Raw genomic sequence first — 14,896 nt, 5'->3', positions numbered from 1 at the left:
AACGGGACCCCGCTCAGTTCCATCAGTTGTAGTAGCCGTCCACGGGCACCCGCGCCTCGTCGTAGAGCGCAGGGCCTTCCAGCGGCACGCCGGTGAAGCCGCCGGTGGTCTTGAGACCGTTCAGTTGCTCGCCCGACAGGGCGAACACCACGTGGCCCAGTCCGGACCGCGCCAGGGCGCCCGAGCACATCTCGCACGGCTGGCAGCTCGTGTACATCGTCGTGCCGGCTGCTACCTCCGGCGTCAGGTTCTGCGCTGCCCACACCGCCAGCTTCAGCTCCGGGTGGAAGCTGATGTTGCCTTCGGTGATCGTCGTGTTGTGCTCCTCCGCGAGCACGTCGCCGCCCGGTCCGACGAGCAGCGACCCGAACGGCGGGTCGCCGGCCTCCCGCGACTCCGCGGCCAGCGCGATCGCTCGGCGCAGGAATCCTTCTGCTTCAGGTGTCACGTCGTCTCCAGTTCTCCGCAATCATTGCCAATGCCTGCCACGCCGTCTCCGGCCGTTCGGTCTCCGCCGGGTCGCCGACGAACGGGTCCAGCACGACGCTCCCCGCGCCGAGCTCCCGGAGTACGGCGAGGTCCTGGAGCACCTGGTCAATCGATCCTTCGCCCGCGATCCGATCAGCGTCCGGCAGCGGCTCGCCGGTCAGCCGGAGCAGGATGCGCGGTGCGAACCCCGGCACCGGCCGGCCGAGCCCGTCCGCGATCGCCCGCATCCGCGCCAGGCCCGCCCGCAACTCGGCAACAGTCTGCCGCAACGGATGCCACGCGTCGCCGTACCGCACGCTGCGCCGGAGTGCCGGCGTACTGCTGCCGCCTACCCACAGCGGGACCAGGCCCTGCAGCTCCGCCAGCACCTCGTCGGTCAGACGTCCCCGGGCGGCGTGGTCCGCGCCGAGCGCCTCGAACTCCTGCCGCGCCCAGCCGACCCCGACGCCGAGCACGAGCCGGCCGCCGCTGAGCGCCTCCAGGTTCGCGGTCATCCTTGCCGTGAGCAACGGATGCCGGTACGGCGCGATCAGGACCGTGGTGCCGAGCCGGACCCGGTCGGTGATCCCGGCCAGCCAGCTCAGTGTGGTGAACGGCTCGTAGAACGGCTCCGGATACTGCTCGGCGACGTCCGGCGTGATCACGACGTGGTCCGACACCATGAGCAGGTCGTACCCGAGTCCTTCGACGATCCGGGCCCAGTCACGTAGCCGGGCCGGGTTCGTCCCCGGCCCGAAGTTCGGCACATTCACCCCGAGTTCCATGCCGACCAGGCTATCCAGGCAAACACCCGCTCCTGAAGAGACTCCTCCCGGCATATGCCTCTACAGGCCGTGGAATCACCGGTAGATTGGCCGTATGACCGAGAGTCTCGATCTGACCGACTGGACGATCCTCGACGAGCTGCAGTCCGATGCGCGGTTGTCTCTGACCGAACTGGGCCGCCGGGTGAACCTGAGCGCGTCCGCGACCACCGAGCGCGTCCGGCGGCTGGAATCGATCGGCGTGATCACCGGGTACCGCGCCGAGGTCGACCTGACGAAGGTCGGCTACCCGGTGCTGGCCGTCGTCCGGCTGAAGTACCCCGGCAACAAGCACGAGCCACTGCATCGGCTGCTGGCCGAGCGCGGCGAGATCCTCGAATGCCTGCGGACCACCGGCGACGACTGCTACACGCTGAAGGTGGCCGCGGCCTCGATGCCGCACCTGGAGGAGCTCGTCAACGAGCTGACCGCCTTCGGCAGTACGACGACCAACCTCGTCTACTCGCAGACACAGCGGTACCGCGGACCACAAAAGCCGGTGACCGACCACCCCTGAGGATGAGAACGTGAGCCGATGCTGACCGTCCTCGGTATCCGCGTCTCCCCCGATCTGCTCGACCGCTGGGTCGACTGGCTCGCCCCCGACGAGCAGCCGTTCTTCCTCACGCCGAAGCAGGCGAACGCGTGGAAGCTCGGCACCGACGACCGCGAGCCGAGCCGCGAGGACCGCGACACGTACTGGATCTACGCGATCGACCGGAAGGCGACGCGGACCGCCTGGCTGAACGAGGCGGCGTACGGCGAACTGCCGAAGGCGACCCGCGCCGGCCTGGTGCGTGCGCAGGTCGACCACGGGCGTGGGTCCGTACCGACGGTGCTGAGGTGGGCGGGTGTTGTCGGGCACGGGATCAGGCAGCAGGCGGACGGGCATCGGTTCGTGTGGTGGAAGTCGTTGCTGGGCGATCCGAAGGCTGTTCTGCCGCAGATCGTCAGCGATGACCTGGGGCCGAGCCGGCATGCGGAGGTCCGGACGTGGCCGCGCCAGTTGCCGCGGGTGCGGGAGCTTGCCGGCACGTTCGCGGACGGGAGCGGGCCGAACTGTTTCGGGACGGTGATGGCGGGGTGCGGGGTCGAGGGTGCCGAGCACGTGTGGATGGTGCGCGAACCGTTCGAGGAGTGGCTTGCCGCGCACACCGAGCGCGGGGGCAAGGACGACGAACCGGGCACGGTTCTCGTCTGGCGGAACTCCGCCGGGCTCGTGGAGCACGCAGCGCTGACGATCGGCGGCGGCTGGATGTTCCACAAGCCGTCGCAGTCGTGGAAGTCGCCGCGCAAGATCCGGACGGTGGCCGAGGTGAAGCGCGCCACGCGGACCGCCGGCTGGCGGCTCGAACGCCATAGGGTTGTGCTGTGAGGCTGCTTGTCACCGGCGCCGCGGGACTGCTGGGGCGTGAACTCCTGCGTGCCGCGGCACAGCACGACGTCGTCCCGGCGTACCACTCGCAGCCGGTCCAGGGCGGGGTGCAGTTCGACGTACGGCGGCCCGACCAGGTACGCGACGTGATCCGCGAGGTCGCGCCGGACGCGATCGTCCACGCCGCGTACAAGCAGGACGACTGGGCGACCACCGCCACCGGTGCGGCGAACGTCGCGCTCGCGGCCGAGGGTGTGCGGCTCGTGTTCGTCTCGACGGATGTGGTGTTCGGGCCGCGCGGCACGCCCTGGAACGAGTCCGAGCCGCCCTGCCCGACCACGCCGTACGGCGCCGCGAAGGCTGCCGCGGAAACGGCGATCCGCGCACTGCGGCCGGACGCGGTCATCGCCCGTACGTCGCTCATCGTCGGATCGGACGGCGCTTCGGAGGAAGAACGCCGGGTACGGCGCCTTGCGGCGGGCGAACCGGGCGCGTTCTACCGCGCCAACATCCGCTGCCCGATCCACGTCACCGACCTTGCCTCCGCGCTGCTCGAACTACTCCTCCTGGACGTCGCGGGGATCACCCACGTCGCCGGCCCCGAACCGCTCAGCCGCCACGAACTCGGCCGCCTGATCGCCGCGCGGGACAACCTCGACCCCGACGCGCTCCCCTCCGAACCAGGCACCCCGTCCGACATCCGCCTCGACAGCAGCCGTACCCAGGACCTGCTGCGCACCCGCCTGCGAGCCCCGTCGGAATTCCTCAGGACCGCAAGCTAGCCGTCGCCGGCAGGAGTTCCCGGGCGAGTTCTTCGAGCGCCGCGGTGATCGCGGCGAGGCGAGCGGGGTCGTCGGTGCCGAGGGCAGCGGCCAGCGCGGGCCCGATGGTGGTGGCCCGGACCTGGGCGAGCCGGTCGGAGACGGTCGACGCCGGGCTGACCAAAGCACGCCGGCGGTCGGCCGGATCGGTGGTGGTGACGACAGCGCCGGCCTCCTTCAGCCGGGCGACCGCGGTCGAGACCTGGCTCTGCGGCAGGCCCGTCCGCTCGGCGATCTCCCCCACCGCGCTCTCCGGATGCCCGGCGACGTCGCTCGCGACGACCAGCACCGTCCGCGCGCTCCCGGCGTACCGGCCCGCACCGCCCGGCGGCTCCGGCAACGCGTCCTCGCCGATCTTCATCAGCACCCGCCCGAGCAGGAAGAGCTCCACGCCGTTCACGCCCCGCAATCTACATCACATTCGATACATCTTGATAGATGTATCGAGACAGATGTACTTTTCCGGACATGACGACGATCGAGGTTCCCGGCGCACTCCTCCACTACCGGCTCGAAGGCACCGGCCCGCTGCTGCTGATCTCGCAGAGCGGTGAGGGCGACGCCGACCGTACGACCGACCTCGCCCGGCACCTCGTCGACGAGTACACGGTCCTCACCTACGACCGCCGCGGGCTGTCCCGGAGCAGGACGTCCGGCGGCGCCACGATCGCCGACCACGCGAACGACGTTCATCTGCTGCTCGCGCACCTCACCGACGAACCCGTTGCCATGCTGGGCTGCAGCCTCGGGGCCGTCATCGGTCTGCACGTGACCGTCAAGCACCCGGACCAGCTGCACACACTGATCGCGCACGAGCCGATCGCGCCATGGCTCCTGCCCGACCCGGCGCCGCACCGCGACGAACTCGCCGAGTTGCGCGCGCACTACCTGGCCAACGGCCTCCAGGCCACCGTCCCGCGGATCGCGCGCGCACTCGGCATCGACCCGGCGGACGGCGAACCAGGCCGCACCGAATTCCCGATGGACGCGAACCGGATCGCGAACTTCGACTACTTCATCCGGCACGACTTCATCGCCGCCGCCGGCGACGAACTAGACCCTGCCGGGCTCGCAAACGTCCGCGCACGGATCTTCGCGGCCGCCGGTACGACGACGCCGCACACGGTCTTCGACTACCAATGTGCGAACGTCCTGGCCGACCTGCTCGGCCGGCACCTCGAGACCTTCCCCGGCGGCCACAACGGCAACCTGAGCCACCCGAAGGCCTACGCGCAGCGGCTGCGCGACGTGCTCAGTCGTTGACCGTGGTGGTGACCGGGGTGCCGAGCTCGACCGTGCGGCTGACGGTGCACAGGCGGTCGTGGGACATCTTCACCGCGCGCGGGAGCGCCTCGCGGGCCTTGTCGCCGTCCTCGCCCTCGGGGAAGTGCACGGTGAACTCGATCGCGAGGTTCTGCATCCGGTTGCCCTCGTCGGCGTCCCGGATCTTGTCGCCCTTGACCACCGCGCTGAACTCGGTCGGCTCCGCGCGCCGGCTGACCACGACGTCCACGTCGATCGCCGAGCAGGTGCCGATCGCGGCCAGCAGCAGCTCGACCGGGGTGAAGTCGGTGTCCTCGCCGCCGGAGCCGACCCGGATGCTGCCGCCGCGGGCGTTCTTCACCTCGTAGCTGCTGTTCGCCAGGCGTTCGAAGCTGACCTGGCGGAGTGTGTCTGCCATCGTCCCGTCACATTCTGTTGCTTGTGGCAACGTTAGAGGTTCTGCAGGGCATCCCGGACCGGGGTGTCGCCGGCCACGAGTTCGAGGGTCCGGCCGATCGCGGCCGGGGTGTCGCAGAGACCGGCCAGCACCAGCGCGACGTCGTCGCGGCTGATCCGGCCGTTCCCGGTCTTCTCGGCCAGGTACACCGTGCCGGTGCCCGGGTCGTCGGTCAGGCCGCCCGGCCGCAGGATCGTCCAGTCCAGGTCGCGGGCGCGCAGGTCCTCCTCGGCCGCCCACTTCGCCTTCAGGTACACCGTGAACGTCGAGTCGTCGGTGAGCGAGCCGGCCCGGTCCGCGCCCATCGAGCCGACCTGGAGGTGCCGTCGTACGCCGGCCTGCTCGGCGGCGTCCGCGAACAGCGCGGCCGCTCCGCGGTCGACGGTGTCCTTCCGGGCGTCCCCGCTGCCCGGACCGGCGCCCGCCGCGAAGATCGCCACGTCGGCGCCACGCAGTACGCCGGCCACGGCCGCCGCGTCCGCCTGCTCCAGGTCGAGGACGGCGGCCTGTCCGCCGGCTGCCACGACGTCGGGCTCGTGGTCCGGGTTGCGGACGATACCGACCACCTGGTGACCGCCGGCGCTCAGCAGCCGGGTCAGCCGCAGCGCGATCTGTCCGTGTCCACCTGCAATGACGACTCGCATACCTGCACACTATCTCCGTGCCCACCACAGCAACCATCGACGGGACGCGGATCGCCTATCAGGTTCGTGGCGAAGGGCAACCACTTGTGCTACTGGCCGGCCAGTCGAACAACCACACGTGGTGGGACCCGGTCCTCGCGGACTTCCAGGAACACCAGCTGATCACCCTGGACTGGAGAGGCACGGGCGACAGCGACAAACCGGATGAGGTCTACACGACCCGCGGCTTCGCCCAGGACGTCACCGCCGTACTGGACGATCTCGGGCTGAGCACCGCCCACATCTACGGGACCTCGATGGGTGGACGTGTCGCGCAATGGCTCGCCGTCGACGCACCCGAGCGAGTCGACAAGCTGGTCCTCGGGTGCACCTCACCGGGAGCGGCCCACGGGTACGAACGCAGCCAAGAGATCCGCAAGGCACTCGCGAACCCGGCGAAGACAGACAGCGTGCTGCTCGAACTCATGTACACGCCGGCCTGGCTGAAGAACCACCCCGGGCCGTACTACGTCCTGGGCGACAAGACCATGCCGTCGTACGCCAAAGGCCGCCACCTGGTGGCGAGCAACAAGCACGACGCCTGGGACCATCTGCCCGAGATCCAGGCGCCGACGTTGGTCCTGCACGGCACCGACGACGTCTTCAGCCCGGTCGCGAACGCGCAACTCCTCGCCCGCCGGATCCCCAACGCGCGTGCCGAGCTGATCGAGGGCGCCCGGCACGCGTACTTCCACGAGTTCCGCGAGATCGCGAGCCCTGCGGTACTAGCCTTCCTGGCCGCCGCGGAGGACCGGCCGTAGCGCGTCGAGGACTCCGGCGTCCTCGATCGTGGAGGGCACCGGCTCGTCGCGGCCGTCCGCGATCCCGCGCATCGTCCGGCGGAGGATCTTCCCGGACCGGGTCTTCGGCAGCGCCTCCACCACCGACACGTCCCGGAACGCCGCCACCGGCCCGATCTCCCGGCGTACGGCGGCCACCAGTTCGTCCCGCAGTACGTCCTCGGTCACCGTCGCACCCGCCTTCAGTACGACGAACGCCCGCGGCAGCTGTCCCTTCAGCGGGTCGTGCACACCGATCACCGCGCACTCGGCGACGGCCGGGTTGGACGCGACGACCGCCTCGATCGAACCGGTCGACAGCCGGTGGCCGGCGACGTTGATCACGTCGTCGGTGCGGCCCATCACGAAGATGTAGCCGTCGTCGTCGATGTACCCGCCGTCCCCGGTCAGGTAGTACCCGTCGTACTCCTTCAGGTAGCTGTCGACGTAGCGCTGGTCGTCACCCCAGAGCGTCGGCAGCGCTCCCGGCGGCAGCGGCAGCTTGATCGCGATCGCGCCCTCCTCGTGCGGCAGCAACTCCTTGCCGTACATGTCGAGGATCTGCACGTTCCACCCCGGCATCGGCACGGTCGCCGAGCCCGGCTTGGTCGGCAGCGGTTCGAGCCCGCGCGGGTTCGCGGCGATCGGCCAACCGGTCTCGGTCTGCCACCAGTGGTCGACCACCGGTACGTCGAGGTGCTCGTGGGCCCAGTGGTACGTCTCCGGGTCCAGCCGCTCCCCCGCCAGGAACAACGTCCGGAACGTGTCCATCGGGTACTTCGCCAGCTCGGCCGCCTCAGGATCCACCTTCTTGATCGCCCGGATCGCGGTCGGCGCGGTGAACAGCGCCTTCGCGCCGTGCTCGGAGATCACCCGCCAGAACGCGCCGGCGTCCGGCGTACCGACCGGCTTTCCCTCGTACAGGACCGTCGTCGCGCCGACCAGCAGCGGCGCGTAGACGATGTACGAGTGGCCGACCACCCAGCCGACGTCGGAGGCGGTCCACCACACGTCGCCCGGGCCGATGTCGTACACGTTCCGCATCGTCCAGGCGAGCGCGACCGCGTGCCCGCCGTTGTCGCGGACCACGCCTTTCGGGCGCCCCGTCGTACCGGAGGTGTAGAGGATGTACAGCGGGTCGGTCGCGGCGACCTGCACCGGGGCCGCAGGCTCGGCGCCCGCGACCAACGAGGTCCAGTCCAGGTCGCGCTCCCCCAGGTGCGCCTCGGCCTGCGGACGCTGGAAGACGATCGTGTGCTCGGGCCGGTGCGACGAGATGGTCAGTGCCTCGTCGATGATCGGCTTGTACTCGACCACCCGGGACGGCTCGATCCCGCAGGACGCGGCGACGATCACCTTCGGGCCGGCATCCTCGATCCGGGCCGCGAGCTCACGTGGCGCGAAGCCGCCGAACACGACCGAGTGGATGGCGCCGAGGCGGGCGCAGGCGAGCATCGCGACAACCGCTTCCGGGATCATCGGCATGTAGACGATGACCCGGTCGCCTCTGCCGACACCGAGGGAGTGCAGTGCGCCGGCGAACCGCGCGACCTCGTCGCGCAGCTGGGCATAGGTGAAGCTGGTGGAGCCACCGGTCACCGGCGAGTCGTAGATCAGCGCGGTGCGCTCGCCGTCGCCGGCGTCGACATGGCGGTCGAGGGCGTTGTACGACGTGTTCAGCTCGCCGTCCGGGAACCACCGGAAGATCGGAGCGGCACTCGCGTCCAGGGCCCGGGTCGGCGGCCGCGTCCAGGAGATCGCCTCGGCCGCCTCCAGCCAGAACCCGTGCGGGTCGTCCAGACTCCGGCGATAACTCTCGTCGTACGCGCCCATGGGCAGGGCCTCCCAACCGTCGGCTGCTCCCCATCGTGGCAGGGTTGTGGCATGACGGTAAGTGTCGACGACGTCCAGAGGGCCGTACAGCGGATCGCCGGCCGGGTGCGGCGTACCCCGGTGATCGAGGTCGCGCCGGGCGTGACCTTCAAGCTCGAGCTGTTGCAGCACACCGGGTCGTTCAAGCCGCGGGGCGCCTTCAACCGGTTGCTGACCGCAAAGGAGAACGGCGAGCTGGGCGGTCCGGGCATTGTCGCCGCTTCCGGCGGGAACCACGGGCTCGCGGCCGCGTACGCCGCGCGGGAACTCGGCGTGCCGGCCCGGATCTTCGTGCCCGAGACGACACCGGCCGCGAAACTCGGCAAGCTGCAGACGCTCGGCGCGGACATCGTGCAGGTCGGCAACGAGTACGCCGAGGCGTACCAGGCGGCGCTGCAGGCGCAGAGCGAGTCCGGTGCCCTGCTCGTGCACGCGTACGACCAGCCGGAGGTCGTCGCCGGTCAGGGCACGGTCGGTCTGGAGATCCTCGAACAGGTCGGCGACTTCGACACCGTCCTGGTCGCCGTCGGTGGCGGTGGCCTGATCGGCGGCATCGCGACCGCGATCGGCGACAACGCCCAGGTCGTCGGCGTGGAGCCGGCACTGGCCCCCACGATGAACCGCGCCCTGCACGCAGAGCAGCCCACGGACGGACCGGTCGGCGGTGTCGCCGCGGACTCGCTGGGCGCACGCCGCCTGGGCGATCTCGCCTTCCACGCGGTCCAGGCCCATCACGTGCGGTCGGTGCTGGTCGACGACGAGTCGATCGTTGCCGCCCGCAAGCAGCTGTGGACGACGTACCACCTCGCCACCGAGCACGGCGGGGCCGTCGCCTGGGCGGCGCTCGCCTCCGGCGCCTACGAACCGGCCGACGGCGAGCGGGTCGTGGTCGTCGTCTGCGGAGCCAACACCGACCCGGGCACGCTCACTTAGTCCGGGGCTGCTTGTCGTCGGCGAGCACCCACGCCGCGAACAGACCGGCGATGCCGCCGCACAGGTGTCCCTGCCAGGAGATGCCGTCCTGCGGCAGCAGACTGGTCAGCAGGGCGCTCCCCCACACCATGATCACCACGATCCCGATCAGCACCTGACCGAGCCTCCGGTTGAACAGCCCCCGCACGATCAGGTACGCCGCGTACCCGAAGACCAGGCCGCTCGCGCCGATCGTGATCACGTTCGGCGGGGAGATCAGCCAGGTACCGAAACCGCCGAGCACCGTGACGATCGCGGTCACCGCGAACAGCCGGGACGCGCCGCTGACCGCGATCAGCACACCAAGCGTGACCAGCGGCAACGTGTTCGAGATCAGGTGCCCGAACCCCATGTGCAGGAACGGGGAGGTCAGGATCCCGACCAGGCCACGCGGTTGCCGGGAGATGATCCCGTACTGGTTCAGCTCACCGTTCATCCCGGCGTCGACGACCTCGATGAGCCACATCAGCCCGACCAGCACGGCGAGCAGCTTCAGGCCACCGCCGATCTTCGCCGTGTCCACACTCCGCCCGGTCCGCTTCGCCGGCGTCTGGGAGCTCATATGTCTACGATGCCGCATCCGGCCAAGTCTCAGGCCTTGACAGGCGCGGCGACAGCGGAACGTGACGTCTGCGATACTGCGGGTGGCACTCGTCGAGTGAGGGGGAACGATGCCGATCGCTGTCTACGTCCTTGGCCTGAGCATCTTCGCGCAGGGTACGTCGGAGCTTATGCTCGCCGGCCTGCTCCCGGAGCTGGCGGCGGACCTGCACGTCTCGATCCCGCAGGCGGGGCTGCTGATCTCCGCGTTCGCGGCCGGCATGCTGGTGGGCGCCCCGGTGCTCGCGGTCGTCACGCTCACCTGGTCCCGGCGTACGGCGCTGCTCCTCTTCCTCGCGGTCTTCGCGCTCACCCATGTCGCGGGTGCCCTGACCACCAGCTACGCGGTACTGCTCGCGACCCGGATCGCCGGCGCTTTCGTGTACGCCGGGTTCTGGTCGGTCGCCGCGGTCACGGTCGTGGCGCTGGTCCCGTCGAACGCCCGCGCCCGCGCGATGAGCGTCGTCACCGGCGGCCTCACGATCGCGACGATCATCGGCCTGCCGCTCGGCACCGTCCTCGGTCAGCACCTCGGCTGGCAGTCGGCGTTCTGGACCGTCGCGGGCCTGTGCGTCCTGGCGATGGCCGGCGTCGTCACGACGGTTCCCGCCGGCCGCCCCGACCCCGCCACGGCACCGCGCCTCCGCGAGGAGCTCCGGGCCCTCCGCAGCACCCGCCTCTGGCTCGCCTTCACCACCACGGCGCTGGTCACCGCGACGATCCTGATCATCTTCAGCTACCTGGCTCCGCTCCTCACCCAGACCACCCACCTGCCGGCGGCAGCGGTCCCGGGCGTCCTGGCGCTCTACGGCCTGGGGTCCTTCGTCGGGATCACCGCCGGCGGCCGGTTCGCCGACGCCCTCCCCTTCCACACGCTGTTCATCAGCATCACGGGACTCGTCGCCCTGTCCGCCGTACTGGCCCTCACCGCGCACGTCGCCGTCCTCGCGATCGCCGTCGTCGTCTTCCTGGGCGCCTTCGGCTTCGCCGCGAACCCGGCCCTGAACGCCCGCGTCTTCAGCCTCGCCGGAGACGCGCCGACGCTCGCCACCGCGACGAACTTCTCCGCGTTCAACGTCGGCATCACCGCCGGGCCGTGGCTCGGCGCCCTCGCGATCGACGCCGGTGCGGGCTACCCGGCCCTCGGCTGGATCGCGGTCGCCACCGGGCTGGCCGCGCTCGGGACAGTCCTGGTCGCGGCGCTGGTCAGTTCACCGGTCCCTGCGGATCGAGGTGTGTCGGATCGAAGTCGGCGTGCCGCTTGAACACGTACTTGTTCAGCAGCCAGGTCAGCGCCCACAACCCGACGCCGACAAGCATGAGCCAGCCGGCGATCTTGTAGTCCGCCGAGTCCCGCCCGGAGAACGGGCTGGCCAGGTACACGCACAGCACGACGCCCAGCACCGGCAGCGCGGTCGGCGCGTGGAAGTGCTTGTGCTCGACCTTGTCCCGGCGCAGCACCAGCACGGCGACGTTCACGACCGCGAACACGCACAGCAGCAGGAACGCCGTCGTACCACCGAGGGCCGCGAGGTCGGCGTACCCGATCAGGAAGAACGCGAGCAGCGTGGTGAACAGGATCGCGATGTACGGCGTCCGCCGCTTGTGCAGGACCCGCCCGAGCGGGCCGGGCAGCACGCGCTCGTGCGACATCCCGTACAGCAGGCGGCTCGCCATCAGCATGTTGATCAGCGCCGAGTTCGCCACCGCGAACATCGTGATCCACGCGAACACCTCGAGCGGGAAGCCGGGAGCACCCGCCTGGACGACCTTCAGCAGCGGCGTCGCGCCCTTGTTCAGCTCGTCCGGCGCGACCAGCGCGACCGCCGAGATCGCGACCAGTACGTAGATGACGCCGGTGATGCTCAGCCCGATCAGCATCATCCGCGGGAAGATCCGGACCGGGTCCTTGGTCTCCTCGGCCATGTTCACCGAGTCCTCGAACCCGACCATCGCGAAGAACGCGAGCGCCGTCGCCGCGGTCACCGCGCCGAACGGCGACTCGCCCTCCGGCACGTGGAAGTCCGTCAGCCGGGAGGTGTCGCCGTCGCCGCCGAGCAGCGCCCAGGCGCCGACCCCGATCACGATCAGCAGGCCGCTGAGCTCGACGCAGGTCAGCACCACGTTCGCCTTCACGCTCTCGCCGACGCCGCGCAGGTTCACCAGCGCGATCAGCGTCATGAAGCCGAGCGCGGTGATCATCAGCAGCGCGCCACGATCCGGGTCGAGGTGCACGGCGGTGAAGAAGTTCGCCGCGAACGCCTTCGACGCACTGGACGCCGACGTCAGCCCGGAGCACATCACCGCGAACGTCAGCAGGAACGTCAGGAAGTGGATCCCGAACGCCTTGTGCGTGTACACCGCCGCGCCGCCGGCCTTCGGGTACTTCGTGACCAGTTCGAGGTAACTGGTCGCGGTCAGCATCGCGACCACGAACGCGCACAGGAACGGCAGCCAGACCGCGCCGCCGACCTCGCCGGCCACCTTCCCGGTCAGCGCGTACACGCCGGTGCCGAGGATGTCGCCCACCACGAACAACAGCAGCAACCCCGGCCCCATCACCCGCTTGAGCTCAGGCCTCTCAACCACGACAGAGTCACTCATCGCGCCTCCCTGACGTCAGTGCGTCACCCCATCGTCGCATCTGAGAGCCACCTGAGAGTGCTGCCGCGCGCGTTGGCCCCGGTGATCGCCCGACCGCCTGAGAGCATGGCGCCCGTGATGCATCTACGACTGATCGTCCCGCCGGAGCGCAGCGAGCACGTCCTGGACGCGCTCGTCGACGACCCGCGGGTCACCAGCATCGTGCGGCTGCCCGGTGCGGCCCGGCGTCCCGACGGCGACGTGGTCGAGTGCGACGTGACCCGCGAGGCGACCTCCGACATCCTCACGTTCCTGAAGGCCGAGGGCCTGTACGACGAGGGCGCGGTCGCGCTCTCCGCCGTCGACTCGGCCCCGTCCCGGAACGCCCAGGCCGCGGAGAAGGCGGCACCCGGCGCGCCCGACGACGCGGTGATCTGGGACGCCGTCGTCGACCAGGCCTACAACGAGGCCGGCGGCTCGTGGGTGTACTACGCGTTCCTGACGCTGGCGACCATGATCGCGTCGGTCGCCGTGGTCACCGACTCCTCGATCCTGGTCGTCGGCGCGATGGTGGTCGGCCCGGAGTTCGGCGTGGTGGCGGCGCTTGCCGTCGGGTTGTTCCTGCGGAAGGGCGGACTCACCCGGGCGTCGCTCGTACTGCTCGTCAAAGGTTTCCTGCTCGCGATCCTGCTGACCGCGATCGCCGCTCTGCTGGCCCGTGCGGTCGGATGGGTCGACGCGACCGACGTGACGGCCGCGCGCCCGCTGACCGGGTTCATCTGGCGGCCGGACAGGTGGTCGGCGGTGGTCGCCGTACTCGCCGGATGCGCCGGGGTGCTGTCGCAGACGGCGGGCCGGGGGAACGCGCTGGTCGGGGTGTTCATCTCGGTGACCACGGTGCCGGCCGCCGGTGACCTGGCCTTGTCGCTCGCGCTCTGGGCGCCGCACCAGATCGGCGGGTCCGCCGCGCAGCTCGGGATCAACCTGGCCGGTATGACGGTGGCCGGGGTGCTGACGCTGCTGCTGCAGCGGGTCGTGTGGCGGAGTTATCTGCGCGTCAAGCGCAGGACGGGCGCGCGCGTTGAGGCTTGACCGGGCGTCCCCTGTCCGGTCCGCGCGCGCCCGGCACGTCAGATTTACCCCACTCGGGAGGGTGCTGCACCTGTTCGGGTGCTGACGTATCTCGGCCATGACGTGAAGTCGCCAAACCGGTCGAGCCCGTCCGGGGAACGAGATAGCCTGATCGGATGCTGGAGTCCGTGGGGGTGGAACCGCCCGACGAGGAGGCCTACCGGGCGTTGCTGTCGGCGCCCGGGTGCGAGATCCAGCAGCTCGCCGACCGCCTCGGCCGGGACGTCCAGGACGTGGTCGCGACGGTCGGCCGGCTCGAGAAGCTGGGCCTGCTCACGAGTACCGCCGACGACCCGGTCCGGCTGCTGCCGACCCGTCCCGACGTCGCGGTCGACGCGTTGGTCGCCGTACGGCGGGCCGAACTCGACCGCGTCCGCGCCGAGGCCCGGGTGCTGCTGTCCGAGCTGAGCACCCAGGAGCGGTACCGGCCGGAGAACCTCGTCGAGGTGATCGTCGGGCAGGAGGCGATCGCGGCCCGCTTCACGCAGCTGCTCAACGGGACCCGGAACCAGCTGCTCGTCCTCGACCGGCCGCCGTACGCCGCGCAGGCCGAGGAGTCCGACAGTACGGTCCGTGGACTGCTGGGCGAGGGGGTCGTCGTGCACGGCATCTACTCCCCCGACTCGCTCGACATCCCGGGCGGTGTCGACGAGGCGTTCAGCGCGGCCGACGCGGGCGAGACCTCACGGGTGCATCCGCAGGTGCCGATGAAGCTGGCCGTCTTCGACGGGAAGATCGCGCTGCTGCCGTTGTCGGTGGACCAGCTGGTCGACAGCGCTCTCGTCGTCCATCCGTGTGCGCTGCTGGATGCGCTGACCGAGATGTTCTGGCTGCTGTGGGACCAGGCCGTTCCCGTCGTACCGGCGGCCAAGGCGGACCCGACCGACGCGCGCCTGATGACGCTGCTCGCGGCCGGTTTCAAGGACGACGCAATCGCCCGGCAACTCGCGCTGAGCAGCCGCACCGTCGGGCGGCGGGTGGCCGAACTGATGGAGACGCTGGGCGCCCGGACCCGTTTCCAGGCCGGCATCCAGGCCCAGCGCCGCCATCTGCTCGAGGACTAGCCTC

The 14,896-nt window shown here is 70.3% G+C and carries 17 protein-coding genes; 9 read left to right on the top strand and 8 right to left on the bottom strand.

What is annotated here, in order from left to right:
- Positions 1–22 precede the first annotated feature (22 nt).
- Entirely contained in the window at positions 23–448 is a 426-nt protein-coding gene (locus AB0M51_RS23310) for a nucleoside deaminase (protein WP_344195495.1), read from the bottom strand.
- Positions 438–1,253 (bottom strand): LLM class flavin-dependent oxidoreductase, encoded by an 816-nt coding sequence (locus AB0M51_RS23305; RefSeq protein ID WP_344195497.1) that lies wholly within the window; start codon positions 1,251–1,253, stop codon positions 438–440. Before AB0M51_RS23305 ends, AB0M51_RS23310 begins: the two co-directional genes overlap by 11 nt.
- 94 nt (positions 1,254–1,347) lie before the next feature.
- Between AB0M51_RS23305 and AB0M51_RS23300 the strand changes: the two genes are divergently transcribed.
- Genes AB0M51_RS23300 through AB0M51_RS23290 form a run of 3 tightly spaced genes read left to right on the top strand, consistent with a single transcriptional unit; the run spans position 1,348 to position 3,449 of the window.
- Entirely contained in the window at positions 1,348–1,809 is a 462-nt protein-coding gene (locus tag AB0M51_RS23300; RefSeq protein WP_344195499.1) for an Lrp/AsnC family transcriptional regulator, read from the top strand.
- An 18-nt stretch (positions 1,810–1,827) separates the two neighbouring features.
- Positions 1,828–2,667 carry a hypothetical protein gene (locus AB0M51_RS23295; RefSeq protein ID WP_344195501.1) on the top strand — a complete coding sequence of 280 codons (840 nt, stop codon included), beginning with the start codon at positions 1,828–1,830 and terminating at the stop codon, positions 2,665–2,667.
- Positions 2,664–3,449: a sugar nucleotide-binding protein gene (locus AB0M51_RS23290; RefSeq protein ID WP_363750364.1), complete on the top strand. Its 786-nt coding sequence runs from the start codon at positions 2,664–2,666 to the stop codon at positions 3,447–3,449. The genes AB0M51_RS23295 and AB0M51_RS23290 overlap by 4 nt, the downstream gene beginning before the upstream one ends.
- On the opposite strand, the gene AB0M51_RS23285 is transcribed toward AB0M51_RS23290, so the two are convergent.
- Positions 3,433–3,888: a MarR family transcriptional regulator gene (locus tag AB0M51_RS23285; protein ID WP_363750362.1), complete on the bottom strand. Its 456-nt coding sequence runs from the start codon at positions 3,886–3,888 to the stop codon at positions 3,433–3,435. The genes AB0M51_RS23290 and AB0M51_RS23285 overlap by 17 nt on opposite strands.
- Before the next feature lie 68 nt (positions 3,889–3,956).
- Between AB0M51_RS23285 and AB0M51_RS23280 the strand changes: the two genes are divergently transcribed.
- Positions 3,957–4,751, top strand: coding sequence for an alpha/beta hydrolase (locus AB0M51_RS23280; RefSeq protein WP_363750360.1), 795 nt, complete (start codon positions 3,957–3,959; stop codon positions 4,749–4,751).
- On the opposite strand, the gene AB0M51_RS23275 is transcribed toward AB0M51_RS23280, so the two are convergent.
- Positions 4,741–5,169 (bottom strand): OsmC family protein, encoded by a 429-nt coding sequence (locus tag AB0M51_RS23275; protein WP_344195505.1) that lies wholly within the window; start codon positions 5,167–5,169, stop codon positions 4,741–4,743. The two genes, AB0M51_RS23280 and AB0M51_RS23275, sit on opposite strands and share 11 nt — an antisense overlap.
- 32 nt (positions 5,170–5,201) lie before the next feature.
- Positions 5,202–5,852 (bottom strand): SDR family oxidoreductase, encoded by a 651-nt coding sequence (locus tag AB0M51_RS23270; protein ID WP_344195507.1) that lies wholly within the window; start codon positions 5,850–5,852, stop codon positions 5,202–5,204.
- Between the two features lie 17 nt (positions 5,853–5,869).
- On the opposite strand from AB0M51_RS23270, the gene AB0M51_RS23265 reads away from it, so the two are divergent.
- Entirely contained in the window at positions 5,870–6,652 is a 783-nt protein-coding gene (locus AB0M51_RS23265; protein WP_363750357.1) for an alpha/beta hydrolase, read from the top strand.
- Here AB0M51_RS23265 and AB0M51_RS23260 read toward each other — a convergent pair.
- Positions 6,617–8,503, bottom strand: coding sequence for a propionyl-CoA synthetase (locus tag AB0M51_RS23260; protein ID WP_344195511.1), 1,887 nt, complete (start codon positions 8,501–8,503; stop codon positions 6,617–6,619). The genes AB0M51_RS23265 and AB0M51_RS23260 overlap by 36 nt on opposite strands.
- A gap of 51 nt (positions 8,504–8,554) precedes the next feature.
- Between AB0M51_RS23260 and AB0M51_RS23255 the strand changes: the two genes are divergently transcribed.
- Positions 8,555–9,475 (top strand): threonine/serine dehydratase, encoded by a 921-nt coding sequence (locus AB0M51_RS23255; RefSeq protein WP_344195513.1) that lies wholly within the window; start codon positions 8,555–8,557, stop codon positions 9,473–9,475.
- Here AB0M51_RS23255 and AB0M51_RS23250 read toward each other — a convergent pair.
- On the bottom strand, positions 9,468–10,076 hold the full coding sequence (locus AB0M51_RS23250; RefSeq protein ID WP_344195515.1) for a rhomboid family intramembrane serine protease: 609 nt from the start codon (positions 10,074–10,076) through the stop codon (positions 9,468–9,470). The genes AB0M51_RS23255 and AB0M51_RS23250 overlap by 8 nt on opposite strands.
- Before the next feature lie 109 nt (positions 10,077–10,185).
- On the opposite strand from AB0M51_RS23250, the gene AB0M51_RS23245 reads away from it, so the two are divergent.
- On the top strand, positions 10,186–11,379 hold the full coding sequence (locus AB0M51_RS23245) for a Cmx/CmrA family chloramphenicol efflux MFS transporter (RefSeq protein ID WP_363750354.1): 1,194 nt from the start codon (positions 10,186–10,188) through the stop codon (positions 11,377–11,379).
- On the opposite strand, the gene AB0M51_RS23240 is transcribed toward AB0M51_RS23245, so the two are convergent.
- Positions 11,321–12,718 (bottom strand): APC family permease, encoded by a 1,398-nt coding sequence (locus tag AB0M51_RS23240; protein WP_363750352.1) that lies wholly within the window; start codon positions 12,716–12,718, stop codon positions 11,321–11,323. The two genes, AB0M51_RS23245 and AB0M51_RS23240, sit on opposite strands and share 59 nt — an antisense overlap.
- 117 nt (positions 12,719–12,835) lie before the next feature.
- Here AB0M51_RS23240 and AB0M51_RS23235 point away from each other — a divergent pair, with 117 nt between their 5' ends.
- Together AB0M51_RS23235 and AB0M51_RS23230 are read left to right on the top strand one after the other, a co-directional pair.
- Positions 12,836–13,789, top strand: a complete 954-nt coding sequence (locus AB0M51_RS23235) for a DUF389 domain-containing protein (RefSeq protein WP_363750819.1) — start codon at positions 12,836–12,838, stop codon at positions 13,787–13,789.
- A 155-nt stretch (positions 13,790–13,944) separates the two neighbouring features.
- Positions 13,945–14,892 (top strand): MarR family transcriptional regulator, encoded by a 948-nt coding sequence (locus AB0M51_RS23230; protein ID WP_363750350.1) that lies wholly within the window; start codon positions 13,945–13,947, stop codon positions 14,890–14,892.
- The last annotated feature ends 4 nt before the right edge of the window (positions 14,893–14,896 follow it).

The sequence above is a fragment of the Kribbella sp. NPDC051137 genome (assembly GCF_040682535.1).
GTDB lineage: Bacteria > Actinomycetota > Actinomycetes > Propionibacteriales > Kribbellaceae > Kribbella > Kribbella karoonensis.
This window is presented reverse-complemented; position numbering and strand designations above follow the sequence as displayed.

What these genes read in the sequence shown, in the direction of transcription:
- AB0M51_RS23305 (WP_344195497.1), bottom strand. Translation starts at nt 1,253, where the DNA reads ATGGAACTCGGGGTGAATGTGCCGAACTTCGGGCCGGGGACGAACCCG.
- AB0M51_RS23300 (WP_344195499.1), top strand. Translation starts at nt 1,348, where the DNA reads ATGACCGAGAGTCTCGATCTGACCGACTGGACGATCCTCGACGAGCTG.
- AB0M51_RS23295 (WP_344195501.1), top strand. Translation starts at nt 1,828, where the DNA reads ATGCTGACCGTCCTCGGTATCCGCGTCTCCCCCGATCTGCTCGACCGC.
- AB0M51_RS23280 (WP_363750360.1), top strand. Translation starts at nt 3,957, where the DNA reads ATGACGACGATCGAGGTTCCCGGCGCACTCCTCCACTACCGGCTCGAA.
- AB0M51_RS23275 (WP_344195505.1), bottom strand. Translation starts at nt 5,169, where the DNA reads ATGGCAGACACACTCCGCCAGGTCAGCTTCGAACGCCTGGCGAACAGC.
- AB0M51_RS23270 (WP_344195507.1), bottom strand. Translation starts at nt 5,852, where the DNA reads ATGCGAGTCGTCATTGCAGGTGGACACGGACAGATCGCGCTGCGGCTG.
- AB0M51_RS23260 (WP_344195511.1), bottom strand. Translation starts at nt 8,503, where the DNA reads ATGGGCGCGTACGACGAGAGTTATCGCCGGAGTCTGGACGACCCGCAC.
- AB0M51_RS23255 (WP_344195513.1), top strand. Translation starts at nt 8,555, where the DNA reads ATGACGGTAAGTGTCGACGACGTCCAGAGGGCCGTACAGCGGATCGCC.
- AB0M51_RS23250 (WP_344195515.1), bottom strand. Translation starts at nt 10,076, where the DNA reads ATGAGCTCCCAGACGCCGGCGAAGCGGACCGGGCGGAGTGTGGACACG.
- AB0M51_RS23245 (WP_363750354.1), top strand. Translation starts at nt 10,186, where the DNA reads ATGCCGATCGCTGTCTACGTCCTTGGCCTGAGCATCTTCGCGCAGGGT.
- AB0M51_RS23240 (WP_363750352.1), bottom strand. Translation starts at nt 12,718, where the DNA reads ATGAGTGACTCTGTCGTGGTTGAGAGGCCTGAGCTCAAGCGGGTGATG.
- AB0M51_RS23235 (WP_363750819.1), top strand. Translation starts at nt 12,836, where the DNA reads ATGCATCTACGACTGATCGTCCCGCCGGAGCGCAGCGAGCACGTCCTG.
- AB0M51_RS23230 (WP_363750350.1), top strand. Translation starts at nt 13,945, where the DNA reads ATGCTGGAGTCCGTGGGGGTGGAACCGCCCGACGAGGAGGCCTACCGG.